Source organism: Pseudomonas indica NBRC 103045 (assembly GCF_002091635.1).
In the GTDB taxonomy this organism is placed as follows: Bacteria; Pseudomonadota; Gammaproteobacteria; order Pseudomonadales; family Pseudomonadaceae; genus Pseudomonas_M; species Pseudomonas_M indica.
The window spans coordinates 42,025-57,079 of sequence record NZ_BDAC01000023.1 but is presented as its reverse complement, the minus strand read 5'-3'; the positions used below and the strand labels follow the sequence as shown (position 1 = coordinate 57,079).

At 67.0% G+C, this 15,055-nt stretch carries 16 protein-coding genes; 5 read left to right on the top strand and 11 right to left on the bottom strand.

Annotation, left to right across the window (positions count from 1 at the left end):
* Positions 1–162: 162 nt before the first annotated feature.
* Complete coding sequence (locus PIN01S_RS21890) at positions 163–444, bottom strand: YheV family putative zinc ribbon protein (RefSeq protein ID WP_084338971.1); 282 nt, start codon at positions 442–444, stop codon at positions 163–165.
* Positions 441–2,489 (bottom strand): oligopeptidase A, encoded by a 2,049-nt coding sequence (gene prlC / locus PIN01S_RS21885; RefSeq protein WP_084338969.1) that lies wholly within the window; start codon positions 2,487–2,489, stop codon positions 441–443. Before prlC ends, PIN01S_RS21890 begins: the two co-directional genes overlap by 4 nt.
* 140 nt (positions 2,490–2,629) lie before the next feature.
* Here prlC and PIN01S_RS21880 point away from each other — a divergent pair, with 140 nt between their 5' ends.
* Positions 2,630–3,172 carry a gamma carbonic anhydrase family protein gene (locus tag PIN01S_RS21880; protein WP_084338967.1) on the top strand — a complete coding sequence of 181 codons (543 nt, stop codon included), beginning with the start codon at positions 2,630–2,632 and terminating at the stop codon, positions 3,170–3,172.
* A 24-nt stretch (positions 3,173–3,196) separates the two neighbouring features.
* Here the strand turns inward: PIN01S_RS21880 and PIN01S_RS21875 are convergent, their stop codons facing one another.
* Both PIN01S_RS21875 and PIN01S_RS21870 read right to left on the bottom strand, forming a co-directional pair.
* Positions 3,197–3,427 (bottom strand): DUF1161 domain-containing protein, encoded by a 231-nt coding sequence (locus PIN01S_RS21875; RefSeq protein WP_084338965.1) that lies wholly within the window; start codon positions 3,425–3,427, stop codon positions 3,197–3,199.
* 17 nt (positions 3,428–3,444) lie between these two features.
* On the bottom strand, positions 3,445–4,545 hold the full coding sequence (locus tag PIN01S_RS21870) for an aminopeptidase (RefSeq protein ID WP_084338963.1): 1,101 nt from the start codon (positions 4,543–4,545) through the stop codon (positions 3,445–3,447).
* 122 nt (positions 4,546–4,667) lie between these two features.
* Between PIN01S_RS21870 and PIN01S_RS21865 the strand changes: the two genes are divergently transcribed.
* The 4 genes from PIN01S_RS21865 (at position 4,668) to PIN01S_RS21850 (ending at position 8,115) form a co-directional block, all read left to right on the top strand.
* Positions 4,668–5,093, top strand: a complete 426-nt coding sequence (locus tag PIN01S_RS21865) for a PA0061/PA0062 family lipoprotein (protein WP_084339016.1) — start codon at positions 4,668–4,670, stop codon at positions 5,091–5,093.
* 44 nt (positions 5,094–5,137) lie between these two features.
* Positions 5,138–5,557, top strand: coding sequence for a PA0061/PA0062 family lipoprotein (locus tag PIN01S_RS21860; RefSeq protein ID WP_084338961.1), 420 nt, complete (start codon positions 5,138–5,140; stop codon positions 5,555–5,557).
* Positions 5,558–5,685: 128 nt separating this feature from the next.
* Positions 5,686–7,047 (top strand): cation:proton antiporter, encoded by a 1,362-nt coding sequence (locus tag PIN01S_RS21855; RefSeq protein ID WP_084338959.1) that lies wholly within the window; start codon positions 5,686–5,688, stop codon positions 7,045–7,047.
* Between the two features lie 72 nt (positions 7,048–7,119).
* Positions 7,120–8,115, top strand: a complete 996-nt coding sequence (locus PIN01S_RS21850; protein WP_084338957.1) for an LLM class flavin-dependent oxidoreductase — start codon at positions 7,120–7,122, stop codon at positions 8,113–8,115.
* Positions 8,116–8,517: 402 nt separating this feature from the next.
* Here PIN01S_RS21850 and PIN01S_RS21845 read toward each other — a convergent pair whose 3' ends face one another.
* The 7 genes from PIN01S_RS21845 to PIN01S_RS21815 all read right to left on the bottom strand — a co-directional run bounded on the left by PIN01S_RS21845 (position 8,518) and on the right by PIN01S_RS21815 (position 14,688).
* Positions 8,518–8,742, bottom strand: coding sequence for a DUF1161 domain-containing protein (locus tag PIN01S_RS21845; protein ID WP_084338956.1), 225 nt, complete (start codon positions 8,740–8,742; stop codon positions 8,518–8,520).
* Between the two features lie 121 nt (positions 8,743–8,863).
* Positions 8,864–9,079 (bottom strand): dodecin, encoded by a 216-nt coding sequence (locus PIN01S_RS21840; protein WP_084338954.1) that lies wholly within the window; start codon positions 9,077–9,079, stop codon positions 8,864–8,866.
* Between the two features lie 53 nt (positions 9,080–9,132).
* Positions 9,133–9,348: a KTSC domain-containing protein gene (locus tag PIN01S_RS21835; protein ID WP_084338952.1), complete on the bottom strand. Its 216-nt coding sequence runs from the start codon at positions 9,346–9,348 to the stop codon at positions 9,133–9,135.
* Positions 9,349–9,352: 4 nt separating this feature from the next.
* Positions 9,353–11,137: an ABC transporter ATP-binding protein gene (locus PIN01S_RS21830; protein ID WP_090257271.1), complete on the bottom strand. Its 1,785-nt coding sequence runs from the start codon at positions 11,135–11,137 to the stop codon at positions 9,353–9,355.
* A gap of 5 nt (positions 11,138–11,142) precedes the next feature.
* Complete coding sequence (locus tag PIN01S_RS21825; RefSeq protein ID WP_084338948.1) at positions 11,143–12,297, bottom strand: glycoside hydrolase family 1 protein; 1,155 nt, start codon at positions 12,295–12,297, stop codon at positions 11,143–11,145.
* 28 nt (positions 12,298–12,325) lie between these two features.
* Positions 12,326–13,507 carry a UDP-galactopyranose mutase gene (gene glf, locus PIN01S_RS21820; RefSeq protein WP_084338946.1) on the bottom strand — a complete coding sequence of 394 codons (1,182 nt, stop codon included), beginning with the start codon at positions 13,505–13,507 and terminating at the stop codon, positions 12,326–12,328.
* Positions 13,492–14,688, bottom strand: coding sequence for a glycosyltransferase family 1 protein (locus PIN01S_RS21815; RefSeq protein WP_084338944.1), 1,197 nt, complete (start codon positions 14,686–14,688; stop codon positions 13,492–13,494). Before PIN01S_RS21815 ends, glf begins: the two co-directional genes overlap by 16 nt.
* Between the last annotated feature and the right edge of the window lie 367 nt (positions 14,689–15,055).

Below are 15,055 nucleotides of genomic sequence, written 5' to 3'. Positions count from 1 at the left end.
CAAGGCTCACCGAATACTGTTTATTCATACAGTATGGCGAGCCTTTTCGTTTTCGTCAGCCCTTCCCGACCAGCGTGCGTTAGGGCGGATCATCCGCCTGGCGTAGCTTCGTTGGGCGAATGAATTCGCCCAACATCAATAACGCCGCGCAGCCCGACAGCGCTATTCCTTCGGCTTCTTCAGCTTCGGATTGGGGAAGAACTGCACCGGCTGCACCTTCGGGTTGGCCGGCTTGGGCGCGGTCTTGTTGACCCGCGTGCTCAGCTCCTTGGGTACCGACTGGCCCTGGGCGTTGAGCGTGTCGGCGTAGCCGCAGGCGACGCATTCGCGGTGCGGCACGCCGTCCTCATCCCACATCTTGATGGTGTCCATCTGGCTGCACGCCGGGCACACGGCTCCGGCGATGAAGCGTTTCGCAGTCACCTTGGAAGGCGCGTCGCTCATGCCGCCTCCTGGCTCAGGCCGAGGTGGCGCAACAGGGCATCGATGGACGGCTCACGACCGCGGAAGTCGACGAACAGCACCATCGGCTCCTGGGAGCCGCCACGGGCCAGGATCGCCTCGCGGAAGGCCCGGCCGGTCTCGGGGTTGAACACGCCTTCTTCCTCGAAGCGCGAGAAGGCATCGGCGGACAGCACCTCGGCCCACTTGTAGCTGTAGTAGCCCGCCGCATAACCGCCGGCGAAGATGTGGGCGAAGCTGTTGGCGAAACGGTTGTACGCCGGCGGACGCAGCACCGCCACCTCGTCGCGGATGCCTTCCAGCACGTCCAGCACGCTGCGGCCGTCGCCATGGGTGGCGTGCAGCTCGAAGTCGAACAAGGAGAACTCCAACTGGCGCACCATCATCAGGCCGGACTGGAAGTTCTTCGCCGCCAGCATCTTGTCCAGCAGGTCCTGGGGCAGCGGCTCGCCGGTTTCGTAATGACCGGAGATCAGCGCCAGGCCTTCCGGCTCCCAGCACCAGTTCTCCATGAACTGGCTGGGCAGCTCCACCGCGTCCCAGGCCACGCCGTTGATGCCGGAGGCACCGGCATGCTCGATGCGGGTCAGCAGGTGGTGCAGGCCGTGGCCGAATTCGTGGAAGAGGGTGGTCACTTCGTCGTGGGTGAGCAGCGCCGGCTTGCCGCCCACCGGCGGGGTGAAGTTGCACACCAGATTGGCCACCGGGCTGACCAGCTCGCCCTGGGCGGTGCGGCGCTTGTCGCGGGCACCGTCCATCCAGGCGCCGCCGCGCTTGTTGGCGCGGGCGTAGAGGTCGAAGAAGAAGCGGCCGACGTGCTGGCCGTGCTCACGAATCTCGAACAGGCGCACGTCCGGATGCCAGCTGTCGAAGCCGGACAGCTCATGGATCTGGATGCCATACAGGCGCTCGACGATGGCGAACAGCCCGGAAAGTACCTTGTCGATGGGGAAGTAGGCGCGCAGCGCTTCCTGGGAAATGCTGTAGCGCTGCTGGCGCAGCTTCTCGCTGTAATAACCGACGTCCCAGCTCTTCAAGTCGGTGCAACCCTGCTCGGCGGCGAACGCCTTCAGCTCGGCCAGGTCCTGCTCGGCGAACGGCTTGCTGCGTACCGCCAGGTCGCGGAGGAAGTGCAATACCTGCTCGCTGGACTCGGCCATCTTGGTGGCCAGGCTCAGTTCGGCGAAATTGGCGTAGCCGAGCAGCTTGGCCAGTTCCTGGCGCAGGTCGAGGATTTCTTCCATCAGCGGGCCGTTGTCGAACTGGCCGGCGTTCGGCCCCTGGTCGGAAGCGCGGGTGCAGTAGGCCGCATAGACTTCTTCGCGCAGGGCGCGGTCATCGGCGTAGGTCATCACCGCGTAATAGCTGGGAAATTCCAGCGTGATCAGCCAGCCGTCGAGGTTCTTCGCCTTGGCGGCCTCGGCCATCTGCGCCTTGGCCGAATCGGTCAGCCCGGCCAGGGCGGCTTCATCGGTCACCTGCTTGGTCCACGCCTGGGTCGCGTCGAGCAACTGGTTGGAGAAGCGGCTGGACAGCTCGGACAGCTTCATCTGGATCTCGGCGTAGCGCTTCTGCTCGGCTTCCGGCAGATCGATACCGGACAACCGGAAGTCGCGCAGAGCGTGGTCGAGGATGGTCTTCTGCGCCACGTCGAACGCGCTCGCCTCGGGGCTTTCGGCCAGCGCCTTGTAGGCATCGAACAACGTGCGGTTCTGGCCCAGTTCGGTCCAGTAGGCGGACAGCTTCGGCAGGCAGGCCTCATACGCCTGGCGCAGTTCCTGGCTGTTGCGCACCGCATTCAAGTGGCTGACCGGGCTCCAGGCGCGGCCGAGGCGCTCGCCCAGTTCGTCCAGGGCCAGCACCAGCCCGTCCCAGCTCGGTGTGCCAGACTGTCGGGAAAGCAGGTCGGCGATGGCCGCGCGATTGTCGGCGAGGATCGCATCGATGGCCGGCTCGACGTGTTCCGGAAGGATGGCGGAATAGGGTGGCAGGTCGAAAGGCTGCAGCAAGGGGTTGTTCGCAGACACGGCGTCTTCACCTGTGGCAATGGACTTCAAGCTGTGACCACGGTCGACCGGGGTTGCTCCCCCGATACCGTTTTGACAGCGGGCTATGCGCGCCATCTTAATTACAATCGCCTTCCACCGCAGCCCAAGAGGTTTCTATCGTGTCGATTCGCACCTACCAGCACTTCACTCCGCAGCTCGGCGAGCGGGTCTTCGTGGACGCCTCCGCCGTGGTACTCGGCGACGTGGAGATCGGCGCCGACAGCTCCGTCTGGCCCCTGGCGGTGATCCGCGGCGACATGCACAGCATCCGCATCGGCGAACGCACCAGCGTGCAGGACGGCAGCGTGCTGCACATCACCCACGCCGGCCCCTTCAACCCCGGCGGCTACCCCCTCACCATCGGCGACGACGTGACCATCGGCCACAAGGTCATCCTCCACGGTTGCAGCATCGGCAGCCGCGTGCTGATCGGCATGGGCAGCATCGTCATGGACGGCGTGGTGATCGAAGACGAAGTCGTCCTCGGTGCCGGCAGCCTCGTCCCGCCGGGCAAGCGCCTGGAAAGCGGCTACCTCTACGTCGGCAGCCCCGCCAAACAGGCCCGCCCGCTCACCGACAAGGAACGCAGCTACTTCCGCTACAGCGCCGACAACTACGTACGGCTGAAGGACCAGCACCTGGTGGAGGGGTATCAGGGGTGAGGCGGGATGGCTGGCGGCGCGCCGTCAGCCGTTCCTCTGGTAAATGATCTTCCGGGTGCCGTTGTCGCAACTGCCCACCACCATGCTCTGATCCTCCACCTCGTCGTTGGGCACGATCTCCAAGGTGTAGGTCGTGACGCCCGCGGCCTGAATCTTCACTTCGATCTCTTCCTTCAACGCCTCACAGGGCTTGGGCGCGGCCAGCAGCGGCGTGGCCAGGAGGCTGAGGGTCAGGGCAAGGGGGTAGCGGGGCATGAACGGCTCCTCGTTGTTCAGTCGGCTGTTGCCGAGGCCGGCGTTTCCCCGCCGGCCTCCAGTTGCTGCAGTCTCCGCTGCCGCTCTTCCGCCGACAACCTCCCCAACCGCTCCACCGCCCCGTAGAACCTCTGCCAGTCCTTCCCCTCCCGTTCGAACAGTGCGGCGAAGGCGGAGACCCAGCGGTCGTAGAGGCCGAAGGGGAGGAGTTTGGCGTTGTTGAGAGGGCTTTCGATCCAGGTGTCGTAGCGGCGGTCGCCGTGCCATTGGCTGTCGCGCAGGTGGCGATAGTCCTGGCGCAGGCGTTCGAAGGTGGCGGCCTTGCGTTGGCGCTTCTCGGCGTCCGGCAGGTCGCTGGCGTAGAGCCGTTGCAGTGCTTCGCGGGTGGCGAGGACGAGGGCGGTGAATTGTTCACGCTGGCGCAGCGCGGCCGGGTCGGCCGGAGGCAGGCCGCGGTGGGCGCCCCATTGGCGCAGGCCTTCGCGCTCGACGAAGCTGGCGAAGGATTCGTTGAAGGCGGTGTCGTCACGCACGTAGAACATCTGGTGCGCCAGTTCATGGAAGATCGTCGCGGCGAGGCGGTCGTCGTCCCAGTGCAGCATGGAGTTGAGGATCGGGTCGTCGAACCAGCCGAGGGTGGAGTAGGCCGGGATGCCGGCGACGTAGGTGTCCCAGCCGTCTTGCTGCAACACGGCCGCCGCACCGCGGGCCGTACCCTGGCGATAGTAGCCGCGGTAGGCGACACAGCCAGCGACCGGGAAACAGTGGGTCAGCGGTTCCAGGGACAGCTCCGGTGTGGCGAAGACGTTCCACACCACGTAGGGCCGGCCGATATCGGCGTAGAGGCGGTAGCTGTCGTTGTCCGGCAGGCCCAGTTCGGCACTGGCGAAGGTACGGGCCTGGAGCGCCAGGGCCAGGCGCTGGCGCAGGCGGGCGTCGCGGCTGTCGTCCCTCACCAGCCCGGCGATCGGTTCGCGACGGCTCAGCAGGTCGAGCTGGCCTTCCAGCAACTGGCCGTAGTAGGCGACGCTGGAACAACCGTTCAGCCAGACGACGAGCAGCAAGGGAACCCAGGGCCGGGCGAAACGGTCGAGAGAGGGGGCTGGAAGGCGCGGCATCTGCGGTCCTTGAGTCCAAACAGGTCTTTGCCATGCTCGAAGAGCGACGCGGCAGCGCAAGCCTGAGCGCTCCGCGTGGCGAATGTCCATACCTGATCCTCACTGCCTCTGCGGAGTTCAGCATGCGTGGTTTTTCTGTCTCTTTCATTCTCATCGGCCTGCTCGCGCTCTCCGGCTGCGGCCTGTTGATGCCGCGCCCCGATCCCAACCAGGCCTGGGTCGATCTCGATCCCGCCCACGCCAGCCGCCTGCACGCCGCCGAAGTGGACGAGCGGCCCTGGGACGACCGCCGCTATTTCCAGGTACCGCCCGGTGCCCATGAGCTGGGCATGCGCTACCAGTTCGAGGTCAGCGGCGACGATATCGGCCTGGACAGCCAGCCGCACCAGCGCGATTGCCGCCTGCGTCTGCGCTACGACAGTTTCGGCGCCGGCCAGCGCTATCGCCTGCAGGCTGGCCAGGTGGGCTTCCGCGCCTGGGTGAAGCTCTACGATCAGGACGACCGCCTGCTGGCACGAGGGCAGGAGATGCGCTGCGGCGGGGTCTGAAACGCTATGCTGGAAAAACCCGCCACCACCGCCTCGAGATCGCCATGCGCCTGCTGCCCGCCCTGTTCCTGCCCACCCTGCTGACCGCCTGCGCCAGCCCGCTGCCGCGCCATGACCCGCAACAGGCCTGGATCGACCTCTACACCACCGCCGACAACCTGCTGATGGCCCAGCGCCTGGATGACAAGCGCTGGGGCGACGGTCGCTATTTCCAAGTCAGCCCCGGCGCCCACGAGCTGGAGGTCACTCTGCGCTTCGAGGTGGCCGGAGGGGGCGCCTTGTCGAATGTCAGCGAACCCATGCAGATGACCTGTGAACTGCAAATCCGCTACGACAATTTCGTTGCCGGAAAACGCTATCGCCTGGAGGCACGCCCCATGATCATGAAGGCCCAGGCCTGGCTGTACGACGACCAGCGCAACGTGCTGGCCCGGGGCAAGGTGTTGCGCTGCGGGACGTTCTGATCGCACTGAACCTACGCGAACGCCTTCACTCGAATGAACAGGGCCGTCGCTTGCGAGGGTCCCGCGCTTGCACGTGACGATTACCGCGCGTGCAAGCGCTGCTTTCCGCTCGCTTCCAAGGCAGGCGCATGAATTTCCTCGAATGGATGACGGTACTGGGCACGCTGTTGCTTATCCTTGCCCTGGCGTCCGCATACCTGCGCTGGCTGCCGGTCACCACCTCGGTGATCTACCTCGGCTTCGGCCTGCTGATCAGCCAGATGGGCGTCGGCCTCTGGCAAGTGGATTTCTTCGCCGTGACGCCCTGGCTGGAGCACCTCACCGAAGTCGCCGTGCTGGTCTCGCTGTTCTTCAGCGGGCTCAAGCTGCGCCTGCGCTTTCGCGATCCCGCATGGGTCGGCGCCGCCCTGCTGACCGGGCCGGTGATGCTGGTCAGCATCCTCGGCGTGTGCCTGTGCTGTCGCTACCTGTTCGGCCTGGATTGGGGCGTGTCGCTGCTGATCGGCGCGCTGCTGGCACCCACCGATCCGGTACTGGCCAGCCTGGTGCAGGTGAACCACGCCCGCGACTGCGACCGGGTGCGCTACGGACTGACCGGCGAGGCCGGGCTGAACGACGGCATGGCCTTCCCCTTCGTGGTGCTGGCCTTGCTGGTAATCGAGCATGACCGGCTGACCGCCGACTGGCTCGGGCAGTGGACGCTGCACCGCTTGCTCTGGGCGATTCCGGCGGGCCTGCTGCTGGGCTTCTTCCTCGGCCGGGTGGTGGGCCGGCTGGCGATCTACCTGCGCGCCCGGCATGCGGACACCGCCATGTCGCCGAACGATTTCCTCGCCCTGGCGCTGATCGCCCTGTCCTACGCCGGCGCCGAGATGATCGGCGCCTGGGGCTTCCTTTCCACTTTCGCCGCCGGCGTCGGCCTGCGTCGCGCCGAGGTGGACTCTTCCGGCCGCTCGCCGGTACCAGCCGAGGAGCTGACCCTGCACTCGGTGCCGCGCGCGTCCGGCGAAGCCGCGCCCATCGACGGCCAGCGCATCGCCGAGCCGAAGATCGCCGCCGGGGTGCTGATCGGCGACATCCTGACCTTCGGCAACCTGCTGGAGCGCAGCCTGGAGGTGCTGTTGGTTACCCTGCTCGGCGTGCTCCTGCCTGCCCACTGGGATAGCCGCGCGCTGTGGCTCGGCCTTGCCCTGTTCTGCGTCATCCGTCCGCTGGGGGTGCGTCTGCTGATGCCCGCCTCGGTGGTGAGCGCCGAGCAGCGCCGGCTGATCGGCTGGTTCGGCATCCGCGGCATCGGTAGCCTGTATTACCTCGCCTACGCGCTGACCCACGGCCTGCACGACCCGGCCACCACCGAGGTGGTCGGCCTGACCTTGTCGGTGGTGGCGCTGAGCATCCTGGTCCATGGGCTGAGCACCCAGCCGCTGCTGGAACGCTACGAGCGGCGCAACGGGCCCTCGTTGCCGGAATGCGCCAAGCCGCGCGAATGAGGTGGGCGACGGGTTGCCCTTGTGTTTGCCCATCGCCGCCCGCACATCCCTGACTCATGCAAGGGGAAGCCCATGAGCCGACTGTCCGATATCTCGATTTCCATCCTCGACCTGGCGCCGGTGCGAGACGATGGCGACGCCGCCCAGGCCCTGCACCATTCGCTGGCCCTGGCCCGGCATGTGGAGCAGCTCGGCTTCACCCGTTTCTGGGTCGCCGAGCACCACAACATGGAGGGCATCGCCAGCTCCGCCACGGCCGTGCTGATCGGCTACCTGGCGGCCGGCACCTCGCGCATCCGCCTCGGCGCCGGCGGGGTGATGCTGCCCAACCATTCGCCTCTGGTGATCGCCGAGCAGTTCGGCACCCTGGCGGCGCTCTATCCGGGGCGGATCGACCTGGGGCTCGGCCGCGCGCCCGGCGCCGATCAGTACACCGCCCACGCCCTGCGCCGCGACCGGCTCGGCACGGCCGACGATTTCCCGAAGGATGTCGAAGAGTTGCAGCACCTGCTCGGCCCGCGCCAACCCGGCCAGCGGGTGATCGCCATGCCGGGCGTGGACAGCCAGGTGCCGATCTGGCTGCTCGGCTCCAGCCTGTTCAGCGCCCAGTTGGCGGCAGCCAAGGGCCTGCCGTATGCCTTCGCCTCGCACTTCGCGCCGCGCTACATGCACGAGGCGATCCGCCTGTACCGGGAGAACTTCCAGCCATCGGATGTACTCGACAAGCCCTACGTGATGCTCGGCGTACCGCTGGTCGCCGCCCCCACCGACGAAGAAGCCGAATACCTGGCGACCACCGCGTTCCAGCGGGTGCTGGCGCTGCTGCGCGGGGAAAGCCTGGTGCTGCGCCCGCCAGTGCGGAGCATGCAGGGCCTGTGGCTACCCCACGAGCAGGATGCGGTGGGCAGTTTCCTCGGCATGGCGGTGATCGGCGGGCCGGAGAAGGTGCGGGCGCGGCTGGACATCCTGCTGGAGCAGACCCGGGCGGATGAGCTGATCTTTACCTGCGATCTGTACGAGCAGGAGCATCGTCGGCGTAGTTTCGAGATTCTGGCGGGGTTGAGGTGAGGGGTCATTGAAGGGCAGGGTGGGGTGTTTGATCGTGGGCTGATTGGGTGCCTGGTAGATCGCCCCCTCACCCCAGCCCTCTCCCCAGAGGGGCGAGGGGGTAGTTCGTGTGGGCTCGCAAGTTCGGAGTAGACCTGATCTCTTTGCTGCTAGAGATCACCTGTCCCAAGGGACGAAGGGGTGATTCGTGTGGGCTCGCAGATGCGGGGACATTTCCCCCTCGCCCCTTTGGGGAGGCCAGGGTGAGGGGGCGGAGGTAGGGTCAGCACGGCGTTTGAAATGTGCGCTGTACCTTCCACCCATCAACCCAGCAGCAAAACCCCAGGTCACCCAGACGACTCTCAACCGAAACAGTGAGAGCGAACCCATTCGCGAATGAATTCGCTCCCACCGTCCGCTGCCTCACCCGCGCTGGTAGACGATCTCCTTGGTACCGCCTTCACAACTGCCGACCACCTGCTTGTCGGTCGCGCTGCCTTTGTCCACGACCTCCAGGCTGTAGGCGCTGACACCCTTGGCCTGGAGTTTCGCGTCGATTTCCGCCTTCAGTTCGTCGCATGGCTTACCGGCAGCCAGCGCCGTACCGGCCAGGCTGGACAGCGCCAACACCCCTATCAGTTTTTTCATCGATAACGCTCCTTCGCTCCATGAACACGACGGCCCTTACAGGACCGCGCCAGCAAAACGCCACAAGGCGCTTAAGCACAGACAGGGCCGGCTCCGGTTGGTTCTGCCTCGGGTAGATGTTTCAACTGTCGGCGATGCGGAAACCCACCTTCACGGTCACCTGGAAGTGCGCCACCGCGCCGTTGCGGATGTGTCCACGGGTCTCGGTCACTTCGAACCATTCGAGGAGCTGCAGGCTCTTCGAAGCTTCGGCCAGGGCGTTGTTGATGGCGTCTTCGATGCTGGTGGTGGAAGACCCCACCAGTTCGATCTTCTTGTAGGTGTGATGGTCGGACATGGCCGTCTCCTCATGGGTGGATACACGGGACCGGCGGCGCCGGAGCCTGGTTTTCACTCTAGCCGCCGATAGGGGAAGTCGCAGGATTTGAAGACCTGGTTGAAGTAGGTCCCGAGGGAGTCGGCGGCAAGCAGCTCGCGGACGATCTCCCCCGGAACGCCCTCGTACTGGTAGAGGCTGCCGTTGCTGAACTCCACCTCCAGCACGCGCCGCTCGGGGTCGTAGCCGACCGAGCGCAGGCTGGAGGAGTTGACCCGGGCGCGCTGCATGGCCTCACTCCGGCCCGGCATCCCGGCGGAAGCCTTCCACCTGCATCCGCCACAGGGTCGCGTACAGCCCGCCCTGCTCCAGCAGACGACCCGGCGGGCCGTCTTCGACGATGCGGCCGTCGTGCAGCACCAGGATGCGGTCGAAGTTGGCCACCGTGGACAAGCGGTGCGCCACCGCCAGCACCGTGCGGCCCCGCACCAGCCCGGCCAGGGCGACCTGGATCTCGGCCTCGGAATGGGTATCCAGCGCCGAGGTGGCCTCGTCGAGGATCAGGATCGGCGCGTCCTTGAGGAAGGCCCGGGCGATGCCGAGGCGCTGCCGCTGGCCGCCGGAGAGCATCACCCCGCGCTCGCCCACCAGGGTGTCGTAGCCCTCCGGCAGGTCGCGGATGAAGCTGTCGCAGAAGGCCATCCGCGCGGCCTCTTCCACCTCCGCGTCGCTGGCGGCCGGGCGGCCGTAGCGGATGTTCTCGCGGATGCTGCGGTTGAACAGCGCGGTCTCCTGCGGCACCACGGCGATCATAGCGCGCAGGCTGTCCTGGCTGACCGCGCGGATGTCGTGGCCGTCGATGAGGATGCGCCCGCCGCCGACATCGTCGAGACGCTGGATCAGGTGCACCAGGGTCGATTTGCCGGCGCCGGATGGGCCGACGATCCCCACCTTCTGCCCGGCCGGGATGTGCAGGTCGAGGCCACGGAAAACCTCGCGGCCGTCCGGGTAGCTGAAACGCACGTCGATCAGATCGAGGGTACCGTCGGCAGCCTCCAGCGGCCGGTCGGGGTCGTCCAGCGCGTGGGGCTGGACGATCACCCGCAGGGTGTCGGCGATGGCGCCGAGCTGCTGGGTCGCGTCCACCAGGGCCAGGGCCAGGTCGCGCGAGCCGTGGAGGATGCGGAAGGTGAGGGCGCTGACCAGCACCACGTCGCCGGGCGTCACCCGTCCGGCGCGCCAGAGCACGATGGCCCAGAGCAGCATGCCGCCGGCCATCACCGCCAAGCAGAGGTCGTGGATCACCCGCGCTTTTTCCAGGTACATCCAACTGCGCCGATGGGCGCGGGCCTCGATGCCGATCTCCTGGGCCAGCCGCTCGCTCTCGCGGTCACGGGCGGAGAACGCCTTGATGGTCCAGACGTTGGACACCGCATCCACCAGCTCGCCGCCGACGTGCGCCGCCTGCGCCGCGTAGCGTTGGTGTCGGGAGCGGCCACGGATGCCGAAACCGGTGATCAGCAGCGCCACCAGCAGCACGAAGCCGATCAGCGCCACGGCCATGCGCCAATCGACGGTGAACAGCACCACCACGGCACCGAGGAAGTCCACCACCGGCGGGGTGATCTTCCAGGCCAGGCCACCGTAGATCGAACCCGCCGCCGTACCGGTGGCGGTAATGCGGTTGCCCAGGGCACCGGCGAAATGCTCGTTGAAGTAGCGCATCGGGTGGCCGGTCAGGTACTTGAACAGGTCGATGCGCAGGTCCACGCAGCTCGCCACCACGGTCCGGCAGCCGAGCCAGCCACCCGTCCGCCAGAGGGCGTTTTCCAGCACGATCAGGCCGAGGAACAGCGCCAGCGGCGTCCACACATCGGCGCTGCGGCGCTCGCCTCCGGCCGCCATGGCATCCACCAGCAGCTTCATGCCGTACTGCACCGCCACCGCGCTGGCGGCAGCACCGACGATCACCGCGGCGAGCACGCCGAAATGCCAGGGGCGCAGGCGCACGTAGCGCCAGAGGAACGGGATCGGCCGGCTCGGCAGCACTTGCTCGCGCCGGCCGAGCGGGCGGGCCATGATGTTCACGACAACGCCGAGGCCAGCCGGCCCCGTTCTTCGCGCAGCCTCTCCAGGCGCGCTTGTTGACGACGCAGCTCCTGCTCCAGCTCCGCACAGACCGGCCGTGTGCCGTCCGCATCGGGATAGCCGAGCAGGCCCGCCGGGCAGTGGCGTTCGTTGGTCCAGCCGGGATAGTCGAGCACCGGATACAGGCAGATGCCCTCCACCGGCACGCCACGCTCCAGGGCCGCCATCACCTGCTCGGCGACGTAGCGCAGCCAGGGACCGCGCGCCTCGCCCTCGGCTCCGGTTTCGGCCACCAGCAGCGGCCGCCGATAGCGCTGGTAGACCTCGGCGAGGATGCCCTGGAACGGGCGGTAGGCCGGATGCCCGGGCGGGATGGTCGCGCCACCGTGGAACCACTGGTTGTCCGAGTAGTAGTTCATGCCGAGGATGTCGAGGTACTCCGGCCGCCCGCCGAGTCCCGGCCAGGCGCGCCCGGTGAGCAGGTCCCAGGCTTCGTACTGGGCCTGGCGATAGGCCTCGGCGGCGGCCTGGTCGTCGGGACGGTCGCTGGCAGGCGCCACATGGATCACCGGGTCGATCTGGACGAAGCGTGCCTTCGGCGCCTCGGCGCGGATCGCCTCGATGGCGGCGATGCTGGCGCGCACCAGTTGGTGCTTGAGTTCCTGCCCACGCCCCTGGGCCATGGGGTTGAAGTGCGCCTGGTCGCCACCGGCCCAGGCCCAGTAGGAAATCTCGTTGACCGGCGCATAGAAGGGCACCTCGATGCCCTCATCGCGCACCAGTCGCGCCACGGCACCGGCGAAACGGGCGAAGCGCTCGACGAAGGCCGGCTGCCAGATGTCGAGGTCGTCCGGCCAGCCGTAGTGGCAGAGGTCCCAGATCACCTGTACCCGCTGCTCGCGGGTGGCACGCAGCATGGACAGCAGGCTCGACCACTCATAGCGTCCGGGTGCCGTCTCGATCAGATGCCAGCGCACCCCATCGCGCACGCTGCGCAGGCCCTGGCGGCGCAGGGCGGCGTAGTCCGCCGGTGCATGGCGGTCGTGGCCGGTGGCGGCGATCAGGTCGAGCCGGCGACCATCATGGCGCCGGTGAGTAGAGCATTCGAAGCCGCCCATGAAGAAGCTGTCGAATAGGGAGGGTAGGTACATCGTCTCTCCTGCCTGTTTCGCGATTCCGTCAGGTGGCCTGCCGGGCCAAGGGCTCTTCCAGCTCGACCTCGGCCTGAGGGTGCTCCGCCTCCTCGATGCGCTTGTACAGCGCCAGCGCCTGGCCGACCACCTGGTCCATGTTGTAGTAACGATAGGTGCCCAACCGGCCGAGGAAGGTCACCCCCGGCGTGGCGTCGGCGAGAGCCTGGTAGCGCTTGTACAGCTCGGCATTCTCGGGGCGCGGGATCGGGTAGTAGGGATCGCCCTCGGCGGAGGGGTATTCGTAGGTCAGGCTGGTCTTGTGGTGCTGCTGGCCGGTGAGGTGCTTGTACTCGGTGATGCGGGTGTAAGGCACATCCTCGGCGGGGTAGTTGACCACCGCCACCGGCTGGAAGCGCTCCCGGTCGACGGTCTCGTGCTGGAACCGCAGCGAGCGGTAGGGCAGCTTGCCGTAGCAGTAGCCGAAGTATTCGTCGATGGGCCCGCAGTACACCAGGTGGTCGTACTGCACCTCGTCGCGGATTTCCTTGAAGTCGGTGTTGACCATCACCTTGATGTTGGGATGGTCGAGCATTTTCTCGAACATCCGCGTGTAGCCGTGCAGGGGCATCATCTGGAAGCTGTCGCCGAAGTAGCGGTCGTCGGCGTTGGTGCGGGTCGGCACCCGCGAGGTCACCGACTTGTCCAGTTGCGAGGGATCCAGGCCCCACTGCTTGCGGGTATAGCCTCGGAAGAATTTCTCGTACAGCTCGCGGCCGATCTGGTTGATCACCACGTCCTCGGAGGTGCGGATATCCGCCACCGGCTCGGCACGGCTGGCGAGGAAACGCTCCGCGCCAGCCTCGTCGAGATCGAGGCCGTAGAGGCGGTTGAGGGTGGTGAGGTTGATCGGGATCGGTACCTGCTGGCCGTCCACCTCCGCCAGCACCCGGTGCTCGTAGGGACGCCATTCGGTGAAGCGCGAAAGGTATTCGACGATGCGCGGGGCATTGGTGTGGAAGATATGCGGCCCGTAGCGGTGCACTAGGATGCCGTCGTCGTTGTAGTGGTCGTAGGCGTTGCCGCCGATGTGCGGGCGGCGGTCGACCAGCAGGACCCGCTTGCCCAGCCCGGCCGCCAGCCGCTCGGCGAGCACGCTGCCGGCGAACCCCGCGCCGACGATCAGGTAGTCGAAGCCCTTGCGGCCGACCGCGTTCAGTTCATCGCGCATTCGATCTTCTCCTTCATCTGGGCCCAGGTGGTATCCCAGGACATGTCGGCCAGCACCGCATCGGCGGTGCGCAGCAGGCGGTCGCGGTCGGCGGCGTCGCGCAAGGCAGCTTCACAGGCGCCGACGAATTCGTCGGCGCTCCCGGCGATGCGCACCACGCCGCTGTCGCCGTAGGTACGCACCACGTCGGTGATCGGCGTGGACACCACCGGACAACCGCCGGCGAGGTATTCGGGGGTCTTGGTCGGGCTGATGAAACGGGTCGATTCGTTCAGCGCGAAGGGCATCAACGCCACGTCCCAGCCGGCCAGGTACTGCGGCAGCTCGTCGTAGACCTTGCCGCCGAGGAAGTGCACGTTGGGTCGCTGCGGCAGGCTGGCCGGGTCGATCTTCACCACCGGGCCGATCATCACGAACTGCCAGTCCGGTCGCCGCTCGGCGACGGCGGCGAGCAGCTCGACGTCGAAGCGTTCGTCGATCACCCCGTAGAAGCCCAGGCGCGGACGACCGATCGACGCCTGGTCGGCCGGGTCCGGCTGCGGATCGCGGGCCGCACCGAAATGGGCGATGTCGACGCTGCTGGGGAAGGGGTGGGCGTTGGCATGCAGCTCGCGCTTGGCCTCGTACAGACTGTAGCCGCCGGTGAACACCAGGTCGGCCCGGGCCAGCAGCTCACGTTCGCGCGTCACCAGCTCCGGCGGCGCGCCGCGGAAGGCGGACAGTTCGTCCATGCAGTCGTAGACCACCGCGTCCGCCTTCAGGTGATCGGTGAAGGCCAGGCTCATCGGCGTGTAGTACCAGAGAATCAACCGCTCCCGGCCGCGTTCGGCAAGGAAGCCATCGAGCAGTTCGCGCTGCGCCTGTTCCGCCTCCCGTCCTGCCCAGCCATGCGGCAGACGCGGCACCAGCACCTCGACACCGCCTTCCTCGCGGCGGGATTCCAGCCAGGGTCGGGGCTCATCGCTGGCGATGGGTTCTTCGAAGAACAGCACCGGATAGTCGCGGGCGAAACGCGCCATCAGGTGCTGCGGCCGCTGGTAGACGAAGCTCCAGCGCAAGTGCGACAGGCACAGCAGGATCGGTGCGTCGGGTGCGTACTGAACGTCCGGCGCCGGCGCTGCACCGGCATTCGACGTGCGGGATTTACCGAGGTCGTATTGGAAAGGCCCCGCCCAGCTCATGGTTCTTCCTCGTAGTACGAGCGGCACGCAAGGCTTCCCTGCCGCCCTCGTGGGCAGCGTCCACGGATGATTGAACGACGTGGCGGCCGGATCGGGAGTCCATCCGGGAATCGGGTCGGACCCAGCCGCCTCTTAGTGGATGGCGGAAACGGCCCTGGGTTCCTTCCGGTCATCCGAAGCCGCAACGGCCCCTGCGAGACGAATCCACCGGAACTCAAACGGCCCTTGGCCCGTCGGAATCCCTGTAACTGATCGAGCCCTGGCACTCATGCCACACCCTGTTGCGCCTGCCGCCACGGGGTAGGGGGCGGCTTGCGCCGACGCGCTCGGCTCGGGTCCGGGACGGAACGCAGCGATCGGGCATGAC